The 19520-nt window shown below is 72.2% G+C and carries 18 protein-coding genes; 4 read left to right on the forward strand and 14 right to left on the reverse strand.

Translation table 11 applies throughout. From position 1 onward, the window contains the following. Window positions 1–184: 184 nt before the first annotated feature. The 4 genes from VLK66_RS01590 to VLK66_RS01605 are packed head-to-tail and all read right to left on the reverse strand — an operon-like array spanning window position 185 to window position 3640. Window positions 185–610: a hypothetical protein gene (locus VLK66_RS01590; protein ID WP_325307308.1), complete on the reverse strand. Its 426-nt coding sequence runs from the start codon at window positions 608–610 to the stop codon at window positions 185–187. Window positions 611–657: 47 nt separating this feature from the next. Further along, window positions 658–1005 (reverse strand): hypothetical protein, encoded by a 348-nt coding sequence (locus VLK66_RS01595; protein ID WP_325307309.1) that lies wholly within the window; start codon window positions 1003–1005, stop codon window positions 658–660. Window positions 1006–1020: 15 nt separating this feature from the next. Beyond that, entirely contained in the window at window positions 1021–2838 is a 1818-nt protein-coding gene (locus VLK66_RS01600; RefSeq protein WP_325307310.1) for a fumarate reductase/succinate dehydrogenase flavoprotein subunit, read from the reverse strand. 4 nt (window positions 2839–2842) lie between these two features. Then, complete coding sequence (locus tag VLK66_RS01605) at window positions 2843–3640, reverse strand: hypothetical protein (protein ID WP_325307311.1); 798 nt, start codon at window positions 3638–3640, stop codon at window positions 2843–2845. A gap of 472 nt (window positions 3641–4112) precedes the next feature. Between VLK66_RS01605 and VLK66_RS01610 the strand changes: the two genes are divergently transcribed. Beyond that, entirely contained in the window at window positions 4113–4640 is a 528-nt protein-coding gene (locus VLK66_RS01610; protein ID WP_325307313.1) for a hypothetical protein, read from the forward strand. 79 nt (window positions 4641–4719) lie between these two features. Here VLK66_RS01610 and VLK66_RS01615 read toward each other — a convergent pair whose 3' ends face one another. Further along, entirely contained in the window at window positions 4720–5556 is an 837-nt protein-coding gene (locus VLK66_RS01615; RefSeq protein WP_325307315.1) for a class I SAM-dependent methyltransferase, read from the reverse strand. A gap of 398 nt (window positions 5557–5954) precedes the next feature. Here VLK66_RS01615 and VLK66_RS01620 point away from each other — a divergent pair, with 398 nt between their 5' ends. From VLK66_RS01620 to VLK66_RS01630, 3 genes are read left to right on the forward strand one after another with little or no spacing between them, the layout of a single operon-like run. Continuing rightward, the gene (locus VLK66_RS01620; protein WP_325307317.1) at window positions 5955–6344 is read left to right on the forward strand and encodes a BlaI/MecI/CopY family transcriptional regulator; all 390 of its coding nucleotides are present in this window, start codon (window positions 5955–5957) and stop codon (window positions 6342–6344) included. Window positions 6345–6347: 3 nt separating this feature from the next. Continuing rightward, window positions 6348–8948, forward strand: coding sequence for a HEAT repeat domain-containing protein (locus VLK66_RS01625; RefSeq protein ID WP_325307318.1), 2601 nt, complete (start codon window positions 6348–6350; stop codon window positions 8946–8948). A 14-nt stretch (window positions 8949–8962) separates the two neighbouring features. Continuing rightward, a complete protein-coding gene (locus tag VLK66_RS01630) occupies window positions 8963–9790 on the forward strand; it encodes a HEAT repeat domain-containing protein (RefSeq protein WP_325307320.1) in 828 nt (275 codons plus the stop codon). Window positions 9791–10279: 489 nt separating this feature from the next. Here the strand turns inward: VLK66_RS01630 and VLK66_RS01635 are convergent, their stop codons facing one another. The 9 genes from VLK66_RS01635 to VLK66_RS01675 all read right to left on the reverse strand — a co-directional run bounded on the left by VLK66_RS01635 (window position 10280) and on the right by VLK66_RS01675 (window position 19513). Continuing rightward, window positions 10280–11083, reverse strand: a complete 804-nt coding sequence (locus VLK66_RS01635; RefSeq protein WP_325307322.1) for a VOC family protein — start codon at window positions 11081–11083, stop codon at window positions 10280–10282. A gap of 157 nt (window positions 11084–11240) precedes the next feature. Beyond that, entirely contained in the window at window positions 11241–11762 is a 522-nt protein-coding gene (locus VLK66_RS01640) for a hypothetical protein (protein WP_325307324.1), read from the reverse strand. A gap of 360 nt (window positions 11763–12122) precedes the next feature. Next, window positions 12123–13097 (reverse strand): hypothetical protein, encoded by a 975-nt coding sequence (locus VLK66_RS01645; RefSeq protein WP_325307326.1) that lies wholly within the window; start codon window positions 13095–13097, stop codon window positions 12123–12125. Then, on the reverse strand, window positions 13094–13480 hold the full coding sequence (locus VLK66_RS01650; protein ID WP_325307328.1) for a lasso peptide biosynthesis B2 protein: 387 nt from the start codon (window positions 13478–13480) through the stop codon (window positions 13094–13096). The genes VLK66_RS01645 and VLK66_RS01650 overlap by 4 nt, the downstream gene beginning before the upstream one ends. Then, on the reverse strand, window positions 13477–13752 hold the full coding sequence (locus tag VLK66_RS01655) for a PqqD family protein (RefSeq protein ID WP_325307330.1): 276 nt from the start codon (window positions 13750–13752) through the stop codon (window positions 13477–13479). The genes VLK66_RS01650 and VLK66_RS01655 overlap by 4 nt, the downstream gene beginning before the upstream one ends. 11 nt (window positions 13753–13763) lie before the next feature. After that, window positions 13764–14900, reverse strand: coding sequence for a hypothetical protein (locus VLK66_RS01660; RefSeq protein WP_325307331.1), 1137 nt, complete (start codon window positions 14898–14900; stop codon window positions 13764–13766). A 299-nt stretch (window positions 14901–15199) separates the two neighbouring features. Next, the gene (locus VLK66_RS01665) at window positions 15200–16603 is read right to left on the reverse strand and encodes a hypothetical protein (protein ID WP_325307333.1); all 1404 of its coding nucleotides are present in this window, start codon (window positions 16601–16603) and stop codon (window positions 15200–15202) included. 344 nt (window positions 16604–16947) lie between these two features. After that, window positions 16948–18066, reverse strand: coding sequence for a tail fiber domain-containing protein (locus VLK66_RS01670; RefSeq protein WP_325307335.1), 1119 nt, complete (start codon window positions 18064–18066; stop codon window positions 16948–16950). A gap of 76 nt (window positions 18067–18142) precedes the next feature. After that, window positions 18143–19513: a hypothetical protein gene (locus tag VLK66_RS01675; protein ID WP_325307336.1), complete on the reverse strand. Its 1371-nt coding sequence runs from the start codon at window positions 19511–19513 to the stop codon at window positions 18143–18145. Between the last annotated feature and the right edge of the window lie 7 nt (window positions 19514–19520).

Below are 19520 nucleotides of genomic sequence, written 5' to 3' on the forward strand. Positions count from 1 at the left end.
TGAAGTCGCAGCAACAACTACGGGAAGCCTCGCAAACTGCGCGAGGCTGATCCGCTCATTCTGTGGCATCAGCGCTCACGACCAATCTCCTTTCATCCGCCGTGGTCGCGCGCAGCGCGGTGTTCGACTCAGGATGACGTCTCTCTGTGCGTTTGCAATGCACAGGTGATTGCCGGATCCGGCATTACCCGCAGACCAGCGTCTCGCCTTTCCAGCGCGCCACGCCGGCCCAGGCGAAGGGTGTTCCGTCCGGACGCGCCGCCCGGACGCGGACGGAGACGGACGAGTCGCCCTGCAGCGCGCCGAAGTCGGCGGTCGTGGGCATGGCGGAGCGGATCACGCTGCATCCGTCCGCGTCGCACCACTGCGCGTCCACGTCGGGATCGCCGGGGTCGCGCACCTCCACCCGCCGTCCGGTGACCTCGCCCAGCGGGCGGGAGAGCCGCAGCCGGAACCGCGGCTGCTCCGGCGCGGCGGCGAGCACCTCCAGCAGCACCGCGGCCGCGTCGTTCGGCGCGCAGACCGGCCGCAGCGTGGCCGTGGCCGATCCGGCGTGCGTGCAGCCGAGCAGGGGCAGGGCGGCGATCACGACGAGGGTCCCGCGCCGCACCACTCTCTCGTACAGGCTCCCGCCGGCCGAGCCGCCGGGCGTGCGCTTCAGAAGTCGTAGACGCCGCTCAGGTACGCCGCCAGCCGGCCGGTCTGCTCGCCCACCTCCGCCTCGTTCACGGCGGGCGACGACATCCGGTTGCCGAAATCCACCTGCACCGAGGCCCGCACGGTCAACGGGTGGTCGCGGATGATCTCGACCACCGCGCGCGTGGGCAGGACCTCCAGGTCCCAGCTGACCAGCGCGCGCAGGAAGCCCCCCCGGCGAAACGTCCAGCGCACGGGGCCGCGCTCGGTGCAGGAGAAGCCGGACCACTTCGCCCACTCCGTCATCCGCGCCGCCAGGCGCTCGACCGGCGCGTCCAGCTCCAGGACGCGTTCGACGCGCGTGTCCATCCGCCGCCCTCCGGTTCATCCCGCCATCTCCTCCACGATCGCCTGCAGCTCGGGCGGGAGCGGGGGGATGGGGACGTGCTCCATCGCCATCGACCCGTCTTCCGCGCGGCGGACGGCGATGTTGTACTTCGCGGCGGCGGGGTCCTTGTCCGGGTAGTCCTCGCGGAAGTGGCCGCCGCGGCTTTCCTTGCGGTCGATGGCCGAGCGGACCACCGCCTCGCTCACCGTCATCAGGTTGTGCAGGTCCAGCGCGGTGTGCCATCCCGGGTTGTACTCGCGGTTCCCGGGGACGCCGACCGTCTCCGCGCGCTCGCGCAGCGCCTGCACCCGGGCCAGTGCCTCGCGCAGGTCGCCCTCGTTGCGGACGATCCCCGCCAGGTCCTGCATGCTCTCCTGCAGGTCGTGCTGCACCTGGTACGCGCCCTCGCCGCTCCCCGGGCGGTCGAACGGCGCCAGCGCCCGCCGCGCCGCCGCGTCCACCTGTGCCGCGTCGACCGACGTCGCGCCATTCGAGCTCGCGAAGGCCGCGGCGTGCTCGCCCGCGCGCTTGCCGAAGACCAGGAGGTCGCTGAGCGAGTTGCCGCCCAGCCGGTTGGCGCCGTGCAGCCCCGCCGCGCACTCGCCGCAGGCGAACAGGCCGGGAACGGTGGACATCTGGGTGTCGCCGTCCACCCGGATGCCGCCCATCACGTAGTGCGTGGTGGGCCCGATCTCCATCGGCTCGCGGGTGATGTCGATGTCGGCCAATTGCTTGAACTGGTGGTACATCGACGGGAGCTTCTTCCTGATCCGCTCTTCGCTGTCCGGCAGCTTCGTCCTGATCCACGAGATGTCGAGGAACACGCCGCCGTGCGGGCTCCCGCGCCCCTCGCGCACCTCGCGCACGATGCAGCGCGCCACGTGGTCGCGCGTGAGCAGCTCGGGCGGGCGGCGGGCGGCCTTGTCGCCCTGCGTGTAGCGCCACCCCTCTTCCTCGTTGTCGGCCGTCTGCGCGCGGTAGTTCTCGGGGATGTCGTCGAACATGAAGCGCCGCCCGTCGCGGTTCTTCAGCACGCCGCCCTCGCCGCGCACGCCCTCGGTGACCAGGATGCCGCGCACGCTGGGCGGCCAGATCATCCCCGTGGGGTGGAACTGCACGAACTCCATGTCGATCAGGTCCGCGCCGGCGTGGTAGGCCAGGGCGTGCCCATCTCCCGTGTACTCCCAGCTGTTGCTCGTGATCTTGTACGCGCGCCCGATCCCCCCCGTGGCCAGGACGACGGCCTTCGCGCGGAAGACGCGGAAGCGCCCGCGCTCGCGGTCGTACGCGAAGGCGCCGGCCACCCGCCCGCCGTCCATCAGCAGCGTGGTGACGCTGGTCTCCATGTACACCTGCATCCCCGCGTGCACCCCGCGGTCCTGCAGCACGCGGATCATCTCCAGCCCCGTGCGGTCGCCCACGTGGGCCAGGCGCGGATAGCGGTGCCCGCCGAAGTTGCGCTGCAGGATGCGCCCGTCGGCCGTGCGGTCGAAGAGCGCGCCCCACGCCTCCAGCTCGCGGACCCGCTCCGGCGCCTCCCTGGCGTGCAGCTCGGCCATCCGCCAGTTGTTCACGTACTGCCCGCCGCGCATGGTGTCGGCGAAGTGCACGCGCCAGCTGTCGCGGTCGTCCACGTTGGACAGCGCCGCCGCCACGCCGCCCTCGGCCATCACCGTGTGGGCCTTGCCGAGGAGGCTCTTGCAGACCAGGCCCACGTCCGCGCCGCGGGCACTGGCCTCGATGGCCGCGCGCAACCCCGCCCCGCCCGCGCCGATCACCAGAACGTCGTGCTCGTGTTCGAGATGCGATGCCATGGGGTCAGAACACGAGGTGGGGGTCGTGGATCACGCCCATCGAGCACAGGCGCACGTAGATGTCGGCGATGCAGACGAAGACCAGGCTCGCCCACGCCCAGTTGCCGTGCAGGGCGTTGAACCAGCTGGACTTCTTCCACGCGGAGTGCCGCGCCTGCCCGAAGCGGCTGCAGCTGGTGCAGTCCACGCTCCCGCCGATCAGGTGGCGGAAGGAGTGGCAGCCGAGGAGATATCCGCTCAGCAGCACGGCGTTGACGACGAGGAGGATGCTGCCCAGGCCGACGCCGAAGCGCCCGCCGAAGTCGAACGCCTTGGCCGTGTCGAACCACAGGAAGGCCAGGACGACCAGGGCCAGGTACAGGAAGTAGCGGTGGAAGTTCTGCAGGACGAGCGGAAAGAAGGTCTCGCCGCGGTACCCCTTTCCCCACGGCTCGCCCACGGCGCAGGCGGGCGGGTCGAAGAAGAGCGAGCGGTAGTACGTCTTGCGATAGTAGTAGCAGGTGGTGCGGAAGCCGAACACCACGATCATCACCAGGATGGCCGGGCTGAGGCCGAAGGTGGGAATGCTGGCGATGCGGAACTCGTCGGGGCAGCTCGCCCCCAGGCAGGGCGAGTAGAAGGGCGACAGGTACGGCGGCGACCAGTTGTGCGTGCCGAAGACGATGGCCCAGGTGGCGTAGCCGCCGGCGCCCAGCAGCGTGGCCGCGGCGATCAGGGGCGAGGTCCACCACCGGTCGCGGCGCAGCGTTTCGCCGAAGCGCGCGGGCGCGGGGGATTGGACCACGGGAAGGGACGTCGCCATCGCTGCCTGTCTCCCGGTGGAGCGGGGAACTGGGTGGCGGCCGGAGCCGGGCTCGTGCCCGCGCGGCGGCCGCGCCTGCGTACGGCTGGTTGTCGGCGCGCGCGAGCCCGGCGGGGAAGGGAACCGGTCCCTCTCCCGGGACGGTGCTCGCGCGTGTGGGGATGAAGCGACAGGAAAGGATGATTACCGAGGGTGCGAAGGGCAAGAGCCTCGCGTCACGCGGCTTCTCCGGCCCCGGCGGCGCGGGCGGCGAACCGGCCCGGCACCTCGCCCGCAATCGCGCGATTTGCAAACATCTGATTCACGCCGGATTTCCCCCGTACCCCTCGTGATCGGCTGTTCTTCTGGATGCTAGCGGGATTCCGCGCGGCGGTGGCAGGCTCCCCTCCGTGGCGCGAGAATTGAAAAATCCAGCGGCTCCACGCTGTCCCTTCCGCTCCAGGCGGTATCATCGAACCACGAAGGACCATCCATGCGAATCCCCCTGAAGGGCATCCTGGGCGCGGCCCTGCTCGCGGCCGGCGCCGCCTGCGGCAGCGCGACCGGCTCCGACGCGCCCCGCGCTCCCGCGTTCGTCTCGAGCTCGCTCGTCGGGAAGTGGCACCTGACCTACAGCGACACCCAGACCTGCCCGAACTCGAACCTTACCACGACCACCGCGTTCACGGTCGACGCGACGCTGGGTACGCCGACCTCCCGCGATTCGGACGCATGGGGCAAGGAGTACGACTACCCGATCAACGATGCCACCGGCACGGGCAGGATCGGCTACTGCGACGGCTCCGCGACGGCGCTGGTGCAGCCGTCCACCACCGCGCAGGTGATCATGGTGGGCGATTCCGCCTGGGTGCACGTGGCGGTTCACCTGCACGGCCGGACCTCGTCGCGCGGCGAATACGACTACGGTGACGTGATGTTCAACATGTACACCCACGAGGCGGCCCCCACGAACATCAGCCTGCAGCAGGGCGGCTACACCGTCTCGATGGTGAAGCAGTAGACGGAATCGCGGGACGGATGCCGGAGGCCGGGGCGAGCCATGTGCCGCCCCGGCCTTCGCCGTTCCGGGAAGTGGAACGTCAGCCCGGTTTCACCGCCTCCACGCAGCCGTAGGGGATGGTGAGCGACAGCTCCCCCTCGCGCCGCGCGGCCTCGTCCAGCGCGGCGACGAGGCGGCGATACACGTCGCCCCGCTTCTCCGCGGGAACCACGTCGCGCCAGCCGGGCTTGAATCCCAGCCGGATGAAGTAGTGCCGCATCAGCGCCGCGCCGTCCGCGAACCGCATGCGGAACTCGCGCTCCGTCGTCCCCGTGACGCGCCACCCCGCGCGCTCCAGCCGGGCGGAGAGCTCCCCGGGCGTAGTGCGGTGGGCGACGTGGGCCTCCAGCGCGCCGAGCGCTTCCGGCGCCGCCTCGCGCAGCACACCGGCGAAGACGCGGTAGAACTCGTCCATGTGGCCGCGGTAGTTGCTGGTCGTCAACAACCGCGCGCCGGGCTTCGCGACGCGCAGGCACTCGCGCAGCGCCGCGTTCGCATCCGCGAAGTTGTTGATGCCGAGGTTGGAGACGACGAGGTCGAACGACGCGTCGCCGAACGGCATCGCCGCGGCGTCGCCCTCGGCCAGGTGGACGTGGCCGGCGCCGTACCACGCCAGCTTCTCCCGCGCGCGCTCCAGTGCCGGCCGCCACGGGTCGATGCCGTGGACGGTGGACGACGGCCCCAGCCGCTGCGCCAGCTCCAGCAGCGGAAACCCCGTCCCGCAGCCGACGTCGAGGACGCTCATCCCCGGCGCCAGCGGCACCCGCTCCAGCAGCAGCATCCCGAACGGTGCGGACCACAGCGGCAGCTCGTCGTACGCCGCCACCACGCGCGGGTCGTCGAAGTCGATCCCATCCTCCGCCCAATCCTCCGTCATCCCCCATCTCCAGTCTTCGGGTGGTCCGTCAACCAGCCACGTCATTCCAAGCGGCGCCCGAGGAATCCAACGCCGCGGCATGAGCGGCGGCTGCCTCGCGCCGGGGCGGCATGGCAGCAGTCCCGCAGGGACTTCGTGCCGTTGTTGCCCGCGAATTCCATTCGCGGGAGACAGCCGGGCTCGCGCATCTCCGCCTCCGACTGCGCCAGTATCCTGCGCCGCAACGACTTGCATCTTTCCAGAAATCCCGCTTCGTCCCGCGGAAATCAAGATCGTTGACACCCTCCGTACCCGCTGCTAGAATTCCAGCACGGTGCTAGATTTCCAGCAACCTCCCCATCGCACCGCGGACACCGCCCGGGCAGGGCGGCCCCACCCGAACCCGCAGGAGACCCCGCATGGGTCCCGAGCTCACCTCCGGCCTCAGCCGGCGCGAACGCCAGATCATGGACGTTCTCTACGCGCTGGGGCAGGCCACCGTAAGCGAAGTCCTAGAGCGCATCCCCGATCCCCCCAGCTACAGCGCCGTGCGGGCCACCATGCGCGTGCTGGAGGAGAAGGGCGAGATCGTCCATCTCCAGGACGGCCCGCGCTACCTGTACAAGCCCGTGACGCCGCAGGACAGCGCGCGGACGGCGGCTTTGCGCCACCTGGTGCGCACCTTCTTCGGCGGCAGCGCCGAAGCGGCCGCCGCCGCGCTCCTGCGCCTGAACGAGACCCGCCTGCCCGAAAGCGACCTCCAGCGCCTGGCCGCCAGGGTAGAATCCGCCCGCGACGAGGGGAGATAGACGATGCCCGCTGCTCTTGCGCACTTCCCGGGCGCCGACGCGCGCCTGCTGCTGGAGCTGTTCCTGAAGGCCACGCTGGTGCTGGCCGCCGCGGGCGCGCTGGCGCTTTCGCTACGCCGCGCCCCCGCCGCCGCCCGCCACCTGGTCTGGGCGGTGGCCGTCGCCGGCGTGGTGGCGCTGCCGTTCTGCTCGCTCCTCCCGCTCCGCTTCGGCATCCTCCCCGCCTTCTTCCGCGCGGACGCCCCGGCGGCGCGGACGTGGACGGCTGACGCCGTGCCCGCTCCGCTGGCGCCGCCCGCGGACGCCGCCGTGACGCCCGCCTTCGCTCCCGCCGCGCCCGCGCCGGACTCTCCCATGCAGCCGGCGGTCGCGTCCGAGGCGCCACCGGCCGCACCGGCGATGTCGTGGCACGTCGTGTCGGACTTCGGGTGGCCCAATCTGCTCGTCGCGCTCTGGCTCGCCGGCGCGGCGCTGCTGGTCGCCCGCCTGCTGGTGGGGATGGCGACGGTGTGGTGGCTGGCGCGCACGGGCGAGCCGGTGACGGATGAGGAGTGGATGTCGCTCGCTTCACGCCTCTCGCGCGACTTCTGGCTGCGGAGCGGCGTGCGCCTGATCCGCACCCGGTGGACGGAGATGCCGATGACGTGGGGCGTGCTGCGTCCCATCGTCCTCCTCCCCCACGGCGCGGACGAGTGGCCGCGGGAGCGCCGCGAGCTGGTGCTGACGCACGAGCTGGCGCACGTGGTCCGGCGCGACGTGCTCACGCTGGCCGTCGCCCAGGTCGCCGTCGCCCTGCACTGGTTCAACCCGCTGAGCTGGATCGCGCTGCGCCAGCTGCGGGCGGAGGCCGAGCGCTGCTGCGACGACTACGTGCTGCGCGCCGGCACCCGCGCCTCCACCTACGCCGGGCACCTGCTGGACATGGTGCGCTCCGTCGGCCGGGCGCGCGTGCCGGCCGCGCTGGCGCTGCCGATGGCGCAGCGCTCCACCTTCGAGGGGCGGCTGCTGGCCATCCTTGAGCCCGGCGTGGACCGCGGCCTCCTGCGCCGCGGGCAGGCCGCGCTCACCGCGCTCGGCCTCGCCGGGCTGGTCGTCGTGCTCGGCGCCATGCGACCGGCGCCGGCGCCCGCTGCGGTTGCCGCCGCGGGCGGGGACTGGCTGGAGGTACCGGAGATGGCGAACGAAACCGCGCCGCCGATGCCCGCCGTGGTCGCGGGGGAGACGGGCCGCGCGCCCGCGGTCGTTTCGAAGGAGGAAGTCTCCGCGGCGACGCGCGAGGCGCTGGCGAAGGCCGCGCCCGAAGCCGCCGCCGCGGTCGCCGCGCTGGCGCCGCCTGCGGACGCGACCGTCCGCTCCGTCGTGGTGCAGCGGGTGAGCCAGCACACCGTCGAGCACACGGCCGAGCGCACGGTGGCGGTGACGCAGCTTTCGGCGTCGATCCACGATTCCAGCGTGGAGGTCCGCGTCGCCTCGGCGCGGGCGCTGGGGATGCTGGAGGACCCGCGCGGGGTGGCGGCGCTGATCGAGGCGCTGCGGACGGACCAGGACGAGACGGTGCGCGTGACCGCCGCCTGGGCGCTGGGGCAGCTGGAGGCGCGCGCGGCCGTTCCCGCGCTGCTGCAGGCGCTGTCGGCCGACCGCTCGCTCGCCGTGCGCCGCAACTCCGCGTGGGCGCTGGGGCAGATCGAAGATCCCGCCGCGGTGGACGGGCTGGTGCGCGCCATTCGCGACGCGGATGCGGAGATTCGCTCCACCGCCGTCTGGGCGCTGGGACAGATCGAGGACCGCCGCGCCGTCCCCGGCCTTTCCGCCGCGCTGCGCGAGGGCGACCCGGGGATCCGGCGGCAGGCCGCGTGGGCGCTGGGCCAGATCGAGGACCGTGGCTCGGCTTCCGCGCTGGTGGCGGCGCTGCGCGACAGCGATGCCGAGGTGCGCGGGACGGCGGTGTGGGCGCTGGGGCAGATCGAATCTCCCGAGGCCGTGCCCGCGCTGGCCGGACTGCTGCGCGACGGAAACGCCACCGTGCGCAAGGAAGCCGTTTGGGCCCTCGGGCAGATCGAGTCCGAGTCCGCCGTGCAGCCGCTGGGTGCCGTCCTGCAGGGCGACGCGGACGCGGACGTGCGCCAGACCGCCGCGTGGGCGCTGGGGCAGATCGGGAAGGAGTCTTCCCTCGCCATCCTCTCCGCCGCGCTGCACGACCGCTCGCCGAAGGTGCGCGCGCAGTCCGCGTGGGCCATCGGCCAGGTGAGCCCGGACCGCGCGCCGCCCGCGATCCTGGCCGCGCTCCGCGACGACGACCTGGCGGTGCGCCGCACCGCCGCGTGGGCGCTGGGGCAGATCGACGACGATCCGTCCACCGTCACCGCGCTCCGCGCCGCGCTGCGCGACGCCGACCCGGAGGTGAAGCGGCAGGCGCTGCGCGCGCTGGCCCGCACCGGCGACGAGGCCGCGGCCGCCGCCATCGCCGAGATGCTGCACGACCCCGATCCGCAGCTGCGCGCCGCGGCCGCGGCGGCCATGAGCGGCCGCGGCGGGTTCGTGGAGCCGCGCCCGCAACCCCGGCCACGGCCCCGTCCGCAGCCGCGCCCCCGCCCCCTCAACTGACGGCGGAGGGAGCCATGACCCGAATCGAACGCTTCGCGCGGCGCCACCCTGCGGGGACCGCCGCGATGGCCGGGCTCGCCCTTCTGGCGCTCCCCGCCACCCTCCTCCCGCGCCCGGTGCGCCATCCTGCGGGAGATGGAGATCGAGTCCGCGCCGCCGCCAGCGTGTCCGCGGCGGCACAGGACGGGAGCGGCGCCCGCGCGCTGGTCACCGCCGTCCGCGGCGCGAACCCGGTGCTGTGCGACCTGGTCTCCGCCTCGGTCGGCAACGGCTGGGGATGGGGATCGGGCGACGACGAGGACGCGCCGTCGCTGGCCCGCCGCGGCGAGCCGTCGCACGCCGCGCTGGACTGGCTGTCGCGCGACGTGAGCTCGCCCGCGGAGGTGGCCGTGCTGCGCGAGGGGCTGGCGGACGCGGACGCCTGCGTGCGCCGCGTCTCGGCGCGGCTGCTGGGGCGGGGGCGGACGCAGGCGGGAACGGACGCGCTACTGGACGCCCTCCGCTCCGGTGACGCCACCCGCCGCGACGCCGCCATCTTCGGCATCGCCTTCACCGACGACGCGCGTGCCGTGGCCCCGCTGGTGTCGATGCTCGACGACGGGGACGCGGAGGTGCGCGGCGGCGCGGCCTGGGCGCTGGGGCACCTGGAGAAGAAGGAGGCCACGCCCGCGCTCGCCCGCGTCCTCCGCGACCGCGAGGCGCGCGTGCGCCGCGCCGCCGCCCGCGCGCTGGGGCGGCTGGAGGACCCCGCCGCCGTCCCCGCGCTCGCGCAGCTCCTCGGCGGCGACCCCGACCCCACCGTCCGCCGCGCCGCCGCCTGGGCGCTGGGAAAGATCGAGTAGTTCGGGGGAAAAGACGGGGATCGAGCAGGGGGCGCAGAGGCCGCAGAGGAAGATTCCTCCGCGGCCTCCGTGTTTGGTGCGTGCCGCCAGAGAGACACCCCCGAGAGACGACCGCATGGCGCCCTTTCACCCGGACGTCATCCTGAGGCCGGCCACTCCGTAAACGGAATCCGCACAGGTGGTTGCAGGCCGAAGGATCTTATAGCGTTCCAGCACGTCCGTCGGAAATACGCGCGAAGACCTTCCCCGGATCCGGGAGGTGCTGCGCGATGCGGAGCGCACGTGCGGGACCGGCTATGGATCCTTCGGCCTGCAACCTTTCGTGAGTGCCCGGATTTTGTCGTGACCGGCCTCAGGATGACGTCTCTCTGCGTGTCGACGAGTGTGCGGGAGATTGGCGTATGCTGTTTCATCACATAAGCGTAGAGGCCGCGGAGGAACCAATCCTCAGCGGCCTCTCTCCCCTGTGCGTGAAAACTTCCCCGCCGGTCAGCTCGACGAGCCGGGCATCTCGAAGCGGATGATGTAGAACATCGCGCCCTGCGGGTCCTGCAGCAGCGCGAACCGCCCGATGGTGGGAATGTCGTCCGGCTCCATGTGGATGGTCGCGCCGAGCGAGCGGGCCTTCTCCGCGGCCGCGTCGGTGTCGCTCACCACGAAGTACGGCAGCCAGCACGGCGGCATTCCCGCCATCTCCGGCCGCAGCGCGTACATCCCGCCCACCATCCCCGAAGGGCCGCTGAACACGGTGTACTCCTGATCCCCCATCTGCGTGGTCTGCGGCTCCCATCCGAACAGGCCGCGGTAGAACGCCTGCGCCTGCGCGGTGTCGGGCGTGGCCAGCTCGTTCCACCCCAGCGAGCCGGGCTCGCCGCGCACGCCGATCCCCGCGTGCTTGCGCGCCTCCCAGAGCGCGAGCGTGGCGCCGCCGGGGTCCCGCACCATCGCCATCCGCCCCACGTCCATCACGTCCAACGGCCCGCCCAGCACGGTCCCGCCGAGATCCCGCACCCGGGCCGCCGCGTCGTCCACCTTCTCCACCGCCACGTACGACATCCAGCTCGACGGCGCTCCGGGCACCGGATGCTCCGCCTGCATCGCGTACGACGCACCGACGTCCTGCCCGTCCAGCCGGTAGATCGTGTAGATGTCGTTCTCGCCCGGCCCGAACCTGGTGTCGAACGCCGTCCACCCGAACATCTCCGTGTAGAAGCGCCGGGCCGCGGCCGGGTCGTGCGCGGCCAGCTCCAGCCAGCAGAAGGTTCCCGGCGCGATCGCCGTGAGCGTGGGCATGTCGTTCCTCGCGGGGTGGAGGTGAGCGGAGGCGGGGAGGGAGAGGACAATCTAAACATAAACAAACGGAGCGTCCAGAAGATCGGAAGCGAAAACGTCCGCGCGGGCGGCGGGATCGGCGTCCCCTCCCGCCCGCGCGGACGTTGTGCGATGCCGTTCAGCGGACGGTGACGGTCTGCCGCATCCAGGGGTGGATGCAGCACTGGTACTTCTCCGTCCCCGACTCGTCGAAGGTGTGCTGCATGGTCTGCCCGGAAGCCACGGTGGAACTGGCGAACTCGCCGTTGTCTAGGCACTCGGGCGCCGGCGTGGGGTTGCCGGAGGCCTGGTTCAGCGCGGGCACCACGCCGCCCCCGAACTCCTCCACCTCGGTGTAGGTGTGCGTCTCGCCTCCGAGGTTCACCACCGGCAGCACGGTGCCTTCACTCACCGTGAGCGTGGGCGGCACGATTCGCCAGGCCGCCACTTTCCCGCTGGCCTGCAGCTCCGCGTTGAAGCTGGTGAGCGTCGTGCCGGCCGTGGTCGTGCTGTGCAGGCAGGTTCCCGCCCCGAGCGCGGCGTTGAACGAGGCCGGATCGCAGTCGTCCCGCAGGGAGATGGTTCCCGGCGTGCCGCTGGAGTCCGAGCATGCCGCGGCCAGCACCAGCGCGGGCGCCAGGGAAAGGATGAAGCGTCGCATGTTCCACCTCCGCACGGGTTCGAAGATCGGGCCATACCGGCCCGCCTCCGCGGCGGAGGGTGGGCGCCCCCGCGGATGCGGCAACCGCCTTCACTCCCCGTACCCGTCCGAACTCCTGTATCGGCGCGGATTTGCGCTCCCCGGCGCGTATCGCCGCGAGACACCTGCTCGTCCCCGCGACACTCGCGCGGCCACGAATCTCGCCGGTCTCACGCGGAGACGCGGAGACGCGGAGGTGCATGCCGAGCCACCTCCGCGTCTCCGCGTAAGATCCAGCGATCCTGGAGAAACCGAGAAAACGGAGGGATCGCGATGTTCCCTCCGTTCCCTCCGTGTGATCCTTCTTCGATCAGCCCGAGCTCACGGCCATGATTCGGACGAGAGCGGCCGCAGCACCTCCAGCAGGCGGTCGGTGTCGCGGTAGGTGTCCAGCCCCAGGCGCAGCGTGTACGCGGGGCGCTCGCAGGCGGAGCGGAGGAACGCGAGGACCTCGGCGGCGCAGGCGCGGTCGGCCAGCAGCCAGGGCGACTGCCGCATCAGCCCCGCCAGCGCCTCCGCCGCGGGGAGCGGCGACAGCACGGTCGGGAGATTCGCATCCACGCGCGGGAAGAGGAGGCCGGCGAGCGGGGCGGTCCGCTGCCAGCGCCCGGGCCAGCGCCGGTGCGGATCGACCTCGCCGCGGCGGTGCAGGGGACTGCCGCCGGCCCACCCCTCGTCCAGGTGGAAGCGCCGCGGCCAGCCTTCGACCCGGATCCCCCCATCCTCATCCCGAAACAAAACCACATGGTCGTCGCTGACGAAGCGCCACCCGGCCTCGATCAGGTTCACCGACGTGGTCGACTTCCCTGCGTGCGTATCGCCCGCCAGCAGCCATGCGCCGCCGCCGGGCGCCACCACGGCGGCCGCGTGGGCCAGCGCCCGGTGCATCCGCCCCAGCAGCAGCGCGCAGGCGATGGTGCACATCGAGTACACGTCCCAGGCCACCGCCTCCCGCGTCTCCTCGCCGAACGCGGCGGGAACGAGCCCGGCGGTCCCGCGCGCCAGGTCCGTCCATCCCCCCGAGCCCGCGGTGCAGCGGAAGACGGCGCGTCCCGCGGCCGCGTCCACCCACGCGTCCGCCGCGCCCAGCCGCAGCGCCGGCGCCCCGCCGGTCGCCTCGGCCGCCGCGGGATCGCCCGAGGCGAGGCGGATCACCGCGCCGCCGCCGGACGGAGCCGGATCGTCGTAGGGAAGAAGCGGGAGCCAGCGCTCCAGGAGCACAGCGAGCGCGGGCTCCGCTTCCACGCGGAGCCCGCCGTCGGCCAGCAGGGGAAAGATCGATGGAGAGGGGCTCAAGCGCGCAGCACCAGCGGCTCGTGGCCGTCGCCGGAGTCCTGCCGCTCGCGGTCGGCGCGGACCACCCAGGCGTGCGCCTCGATGTCGCCCTCGCCGCTCTTCACCCCGATCTTCACGATGGCGGGGATGCCGTAGCGGCGCAGCACCAGGCACTCGGCCACGCTGCGGTACAGGCAGGTGTTCCGCCAGCGCCGGCCGGGAACGCGCGCCAGCAGCCGCAGCAGCCGCATGGCCGAGCCCGTCGCGCCGCGGGGAACGCGGGTCTCCGCACGCGAGCGCGCGGGGGGCCGCAGCAGCTCGGTGAGCCGCGGCCCCTCGATCCAGCGCGGCGCCGCCAGCGCGGCCCGCGCGCCCGCCAGCACCGCCCCCGCCGTGCGGATCACGCCGCCGCCACGATCAGCCGGCGCCGCTCCAGCTCCTCCAGCAGCCGGTCCAGCTCGCCGGCGGCCTCGTGCGGCTCCACCTCGAAGTTCGCGCACAGCTCGTCCACCAGCCCCTGCCGGTCCATCCCCCGCTCCAGTCCCTTCCACACGCACGCCGCGGTGGCGTTCAGGCGGAAGTAGTCCTTGGTGTCCATGTTCAGGAGCACCGCCTCGCCCTCCAGGTGCGCCGCCAGCACGTCGGCGGGCACGCTGTACCTCGCGTTCTCGTTCATGCGCTCTTTCGTCACGGCGCCGCGGCCACCGCGGGGTGCCCCACGGTGCCGGTGCCGGTATCGATCAGGGTGCTGGCTGCCGGCGTGGCCGGGTCGGTCCAGCGCAGGTGCGTAACGCCGCCCGCGGTCTCCAGGTACACCAGCCGTCCGTCCGGCGTCCACGCCGGCTGCGACTTGCTTCCCGCGCCCGAGGTCAGCTGCTGTACCGCGCCGCCGGAGATGGTGAGGAGGAAGATCTCCACCGAGCCGGTGCGGTTGGATACGAAGGCCAGCGTCTTCCCGTCGGGGCTGAAGGCGGGCTCCACCTCGGCGGTGTTCCCCCCCGCCAGCAGCGACGGGGCCGCGTTGCCCACCTGCTCGAAGATGTCGGCGGTGCCGTTGGCGGTGGCCACGAAGGCCAGCGTGCTCGACGGCGCCCACGACGGGTACGTCTCGATGGAGCCGTCGAAGCCGAAGGCGGGGGCGGCGCGCTGGGGGTTCGAGGCGTTCGCGCCGGCCACGTACACCTTGGTGACGTCGCTCTCCAGGTAGGCGTACGCCAGCCGCTGCCCGTCGGCCGAAAGCGCCGGCGTGGTCTCGTCGCGCGGGGTGGTGGTCAGGCGCGTGTTGGCGCCGCCCGCGAGCGGCACGCTCCACAGGTCGCCGTTGCCGCTGCGGTAGCTCACGAACACCACGTTCGACCCTGCCACCGTGGGGTCCTGGTCGTCGCCCGGGTCGGTGGTCAGCGCCGTCAGGTTCTGCCCGTCCAGGTCCACCCGCCAGATGTCGCGGTTGCCCGCCACCACCCGCTCGAACACCACCACCGGCGGCGCGGCCACCGTCAGCTCCGCCGTCCCCACCTTCTTCGGCGCGCTGGCGGTGATGGAGACGGCGCCGGCGCGCAGCAGCTTCACCGTGGCGTTGTCCACCACCTGCGCGGCGTCGGCCGGGCGCACCGTGAGCGTGTAGTCCCCCGGCGCCAGCGGCTGCCCCGCGGAGGTGACGCTGAGGGTGATGGTGGAGCCGCGCTCCAGCCGCCCCGAGGTGGTCACCGCCAGCGGCGACGCGATGTCGGTGGGCCCGCCGCCGCCGTCGCAGGCGGCAAGGAGCAGCGACGCGGTAGCCAGTGCGGCCAGGGCGCGGGTGGGGCGGAAGCGGAGAGTGGACATGCGAGCCCTGCCGGCGGGGGTCGGGAGAAGGAGTCCGGGAAGATCACACCGAACACTGAAAATTTGGGGGGATGAGGCGATTTGCACCAGTCCCGCGAGGAAGTGCGGAAGTGCGTGAGTCGTAGGCGCGCGCTCGGCCGGTGATCCCGCCAACACGCACGGAGGTCACGAAGCTGTCGGCTTGCGCCGGTGCTCTCCGTGACCTCCGAGCATTCGTGAGGCCTCGTCCCGAACGCGAAAGTGCGCCGGATCACAGGGATCCGGCGCACTTCCGCATTCACGCACTTCCGCACTTCGGTCTAGAACCGCACCCCCGACGCGTGGTCGGCCGCGAACGGCGTGGTGATCGACTTCACCGTCGCCGGGCTGTCCGGGTCCAGCATGCACAGGTGGAACACCCCGCCCTGCACGCAGGTGTACACGATCAGGGCCCTGGAGCGGCTGGAGCCGTCGTACACCCACGTCGGCGCGCCGTCGCTGCCGGTGCGCGTGGTCAGCCGCGTGACCGTGCCGGTGCCCACCGTCAGCATGTACAGCTCGGTGTCGCCCGAGCGGTTGGAGGCGAACACCACCCGCGTGCGGTCCGGGCTCCACGCCGCCTCCACGTCGGCGGAGGTGCCGCCGGTCAGCAGCGAGGCCGTCCCGCCGGTCTTCAGCGGGAAGATCCCGCTCACCGAGTAGATGTCCGCCGACCCGCCGGCCGCCGAGGTGAACGCCAGCCGCGACGAGTCCGCCCAGTTGGGGCTGGCCTCGATGGCGTCGCCCGAGCCCGGGTTGGCCGCGGCCGCGCTGTCGGCGGTGGGGCGGCCGTACCAGATCTTGGTGACCCCGCCGGGCGCCCCCTGCGCCCAGGCCAGGCGCCTGCCGTCGGGCGAGAGCGCCGGGCTGGTCTCGTTCAGCCCCGTCGTCGCCGTCAGCCGGGTCTCCGTCCCACCCTTCAGGGGCACGGAGTACAGCTCGGCGTTCCCGTCGCGGTAGCTGGTGAACACCACCGTCCCCTGCGCCACCGTGGGGTTCGCGTCGGTCAGCGCGCTGGTGCTCAGCTTCTTCAGGTCGTTGCCGTCCACGCCCATCCGGTAGATGTCGCGGTTCCCGCCCGGCGCCATCTCGAAGACGATGGTGGGAACGATCGGGGTGGAGACGTACACGGTGAAGGCGAACGAGACCACCGAGGGCGGCATCTTCCACTTCCAGCGCTGCGGCGGCGTCACCGAGTCCGGCGCCAGCGTGCCCGGGTAGAAGAAGAAGGGCTGCCCCGAGGCGCTGAACGTTCCCACGTCGCCGCCCGCCATCTCCACGAAGCCCGTGCCCGCCGTAACGTTGGGCCCGGTGGCGAAGAACACCGAGATGCCGCTGACCGTGGTGCCGTCGGAGCCCATCCGCTGCGTGAGCAGGTTCTGCACGGTCACGTCGGCCGAAAAGATCGAGTCGGCGCCGTACGCCACGTTGCTGGACTGCACGAACACGTACTGCCGCTGTCCGCCGATGATGCGGTCGCCGCGCAACCCCCCGGGCGCCGCGTCGGCGCAGGAGAGCCGCTTCGACCGCACGTCCGCGTTGCAGGAGATGGCCGCCACGGTGTTGGGCGGCGTGATCGCGGGCGGATCGGCGGGGGTGATCCCGCCGCCGTTCTCCGAGCACGCGGCGAGGGCCAGGATCGCGAAAGCCGCCGCCTGTGCGCGGCGGATGCGGAGCTTCGTCATCGATGTGTTCCGGAAGAGGGCGCGAACCGCGGAAAGGCAGAGGGCGGCTGCTACGCTCCGGCGCCTCAGAACGGCGACGGGGCCGCATGGAAAATACTCAGAAATGATGAAATGGGAAGGGGATAGCCCACTTCGCCCCTTCCACGCCCCTTTCGTTTTCCCGCTCCCCTGATCCGGGTCCGGGGGGACAGCGGGCGTCGTTGGATTCACCGCCGCGTCTCCGCGTCTCCGCGTGGAGATCCCGCGAAGCCCGTCGCGTGCGAGAAAAGCATAGGGAATGGGGAGAAAAGAAGACGGGGAGCAGCCGAAGCCGCTCCCCGCCAGTCCAGCGTCGGCGATCGCGGTCAGTTCGACGGCTTCGCCGCCAGCGCCGCCTCGATCCGCGCGAGCCGCGCCTCAAGGTCGGAGATGCGCCGGTCGCGCTCGGCCACCTGCCGCTGCAGCTCGGCCGTCCGGTTCTCCAGCGCCTTCACCGCCGCGAAGTTCACCCCGTCGATGTCGAGAAGGCCGATGGCCTTGTCGTCGGTGCCCAGGCCGAATGCCGCGCGGAAGTCCTCGGCGAAGGGCCCCATGTGCCGCACCTGCGCCCCCTCGGAGATGTAGCTCCAGGTCGACACCGGCACGCCGCGCAGCCGCGCCAGCAGCTCCTCGCCGTCCACGCTGCCGAAGTGGTCCTTCAGGGTGCGGCTCGACGAGCAGCTGAACACGCCCGAGCCGGCGGGCAGGTTGCACCCGGTGGTCAGCGTGGCGTTGGTGCGGAAGCGGAAGCCGCCCGCGTAGCGCGCCGCGAACTCGTTGTTGGCCACCGCCTCGATCGAGTCGGTGGTGCTCTCGTCACCCGCCACGAACACGCCGTCGTGCCCGTTGGCGCTGGCCCGGTGCCCCAGCGCCACCGCGTAGTCGGCGTCGGCGGTCACGCGGTAGCCGATGGCCACGGCGCCCTGCCCGTTGCCGGCCAGGCAGTTCCCCGAAGCGTCGATGGAGCCGGTGGTGTTGGTGAAGCCGATGGCCACCGAGCCGAAGCCGCAGGCGTTGTTGCTGGCGCCCGCCGAGAACCCGGCCGTCCCGCCCACCTCGTTGCTCCCGCCGAAGGCGGCGCCGTCCACGCCCGTGACCTTGGTCTGGTCGCCGAAGGCGAAGGTCCCGAACGCGGTCGCCATCGAGCTCTCGCCGCCGGCCCACGAGTAGAAGCCGATGTTGGCGTCGTCCCACTCCGTGCCGTTGGCGTGCCCCAGCCGGAAGGCGGCCTTGAAGGGGTAGTACATCATCCGGTATCCCGCGCCGGTGGCGGGGATGATGCCGATTCCCAGGTTGGTCACGGCCACCACCCCGCCCGCGCTGTCCACGCGGAAGCGGTCGCCCGGGGGCGAGCCGGAGCGCAGGCGCAGCAGGATGTCGGACTGCGCGGGGGCCTGCGAAACGGCCGCGAGCGTCGCCAGGGCCGCGAGAGCGAGGGTTCTCATCCGATGCATCATCTTTCAGTCTCCTTGTCTGGCGCCGCGGCGGCCGTGCCGCGCGGCGCTGGCGGTGGCCGTGGCGTCAGAACGACTGCGCCTGGATGCGGAACGAGGTGTTGGTGAGCCGGCCCAGGTCCACCCTGAGCGGCGCGCGCACCGTGAGGTTGCCGATCAGCGAATAGGTGCCGGAGACCCTCAGGAACGGAACCGTTCCCGCCACCGTGCGCGCGATCCCCGACAGCTCCAGCACACCCACGGTGTTGGTGATCGAGGCCGAGTTGGTGGTCAGCACGTCGCCCGAGGCGTTCAGGTTGAAGGCGCCCAGGTGCACCGTGGGCACCACCCCGCCCGGCGTAAGGTCCAGCACCTCCAGCCCCGCCACGGCCTCGTTCGCGGTGAGGTTCGGGAAGTTCGTGGCCGAGGTGGTGTCGGGAACCAGCGCCGTGTCCTGCGGCACCGGGGCGATGCTGTCGGGAAGCCAGTTGCTCCCCGTTTCCCACACGTTGCTGGTGGCGCCCGTCCAGGTGCGGCGGATGGGCTGCACGTTCAGGGTGATCGAGCCGCCCACCGCCACGGTGGCGCCCGAGATGTTCACCCGGTTGGCGGTGACGCTCATCACCGGCGCGCCGAAGCGGTAGCCGTGCACCACGGCCTGGTCGCCGGTCTCGGAGATGTAGTCGGCGAGCAGCGCGTCGGCCGGGGTCACGGTCCAGTCGATCGCGGTGGCCAGCGAGTCGATGTTGCCCACGGGGCTGCGCACCACGGCCGTCAGCGTGCGCAGCGTGCCCTCGCGGATGTTGGGGTTCGCCTGCACGTCGATGTAGCCGTTCTCGTACTTCACCGGCGCGGCCACGTACAGCAGGAAGCTGAACGTGGTCACGGTGCTGGGCATGTTCAGCTGCCAGGTCTTGGGCGCCGACACCTGGAATTGCTGCAGCACCGTGCTGTACTGGTAGAACGGCTCGCCGGCGGCCAGGAAGGTGCCCACCCCGTCGCCCACCACCGAGATGGTGCCCGTTCCCGCCGTCACGGTGGGCCCGCTGTAGAAGAAGATCCGCACCCCGTTGGGGTCGGGCGTCACGCCGTCGGTGGTGCCCAGCGCCTGCGGGATCAGGTTGCGGATGGTCACGTCGAAGGTGAAGGCCTGCGTCCCCGCGTTGTAGCTTGCGTTGGTCGAGGTCAGCTTCACGTACACGTTCTGGCTTCCCACGATCAGGCCGCGGATCCGGTCGTTGGCCTGGGTGGCGGGGCCGCAGCTCACGGTGCGCTGCGCCACGTTGCCCGTGCACTCCAGCGCTGCGATGGGGATGGGGTTACCCGGCGTGGTGGGGGTGCCGGGGCCGGATGGCGGGGTGGGGGTTACCGGGTTCGCCCGGTCCGTGCATGCCGCGGCTACGACCAGCACTGCCAGCGCCGCGGCCAGCCGGCCTGGGTAACGCCTGGGGAGTTGCATGGTGAAC

This window comes from Longimicrobium sp., assembly GCF_035474595.1.
Taxonomy (GTDB): Bacteria; Gemmatimonadota; Gemmatimonadetes; order Longimicrobiales; family Longimicrobiaceae; genus Longimicrobium.

What these genes read in the sequence shown, in the direction of transcription:
- VLK66_RS01595 (WP_325307309.1), bottom strand. Translation starts at nt 1,005, where the DNA reads ATGGACACGCGCGTCGAACGCGTCCTGGAGCTGGACGCGCCGGTCGAG.
- VLK66_RS01600 (WP_325307310.1), bottom strand. Translation starts at nt 2,838, where the DNA reads ATGGCATCGCATCTCGAACACGAGCACGACGTTCTGGTGATCGGCGCG.
- VLK66_RS01605 (WP_325307311.1), bottom strand. Translation starts at nt 3,640, where the DNA reads ATGGCGACGTCCCTTCCCGTGGTCCAATCCCCCGCGCCCGCGCGCTTC.
- VLK66_RS01610 (WP_325307313.1), top strand. Translation starts at nt 4,113, where the DNA reads ATGCGAATCCCCCTGAAGGGCATCCTGGGCGCGGCCCTGCTCGCGGCC.
- VLK66_RS01615 (WP_325307315.1), bottom strand. Translation starts at nt 5,556, where the DNA reads ATGACGGAGGATTGGGCGGAGGATGGGATCGACTTCGACGACCCGCGC.
- VLK66_RS01620 (WP_325307317.1), top strand. Translation starts at nt 5,955, where the DNA reads ATGGGTCCCGAGCTCACCTCCGGCCTCAGCCGGCGCGAACGCCAGATC.
- VLK66_RS01625 (WP_325307318.1), top strand. Translation starts at nt 6,348, where the DNA reads ATGCCCGCTGCTCTTGCGCACTTCCCGGGCGCCGACGCGCGCCTGCTG.
- VLK66_RS01630 (WP_325307320.1), top strand. Translation starts at nt 8,963, where the DNA reads ATGACCCGAATCGAACGCTTCGCGCGGCGCCACCCTGCGGGGACCGCC.
- VLK66_RS01635 (WP_325307322.1), bottom strand. Translation starts at nt 11,083, where the DNA reads ATGCCCACGCTCACGGCGATCGCGCCGGGAACCTTCTGCTGGCTGGAG.
- VLK66_RS01640 (WP_325307324.1), bottom strand. Translation starts at nt 11,762, where the DNA reads ATGCGACGCTTCATCCTTTCCCTGGCGCCCGCGCTGGTGCTGGCCGCG.
- VLK66_RS01655 (WP_325307330.1), bottom strand. Translation starts at nt 13,752, where the DNA reads ATGAACGAGAACGCGAGGTACAGCGTGCCCGCCGACGTGCTGGCGGCG.
- VLK66_RS01660 (WP_325307331.1), bottom strand. Translation starts at nt 14,900, where the DNA reads ATGTCCACTCTCCGCTTCCGCCCCACCCGCGCCCTGGCCGCACTGGCT.
- VLK66_RS01665 (WP_325307333.1), bottom strand. Translation starts at nt 16,603, where the DNA reads ATGACGAAGCTCCGCATCCGCCGCGCACAGGCGGCGGCTTTCGCGATC.
- VLK66_RS01670 (WP_325307335.1), bottom strand. Translation starts at nt 18,066, where the DNA reads ATGAGAACCCTCGCTCTCGCGGCCCTGGCGACGCTCGCGGCCGTTTCG.
- VLK66_RS01675 (WP_325307336.1), bottom strand. Translation starts at nt 19,513, where the DNA reads ATGCAACTCCCCAGGCGTTACCCAGGCCGGCTGGCCGCGGCGCTGGCA.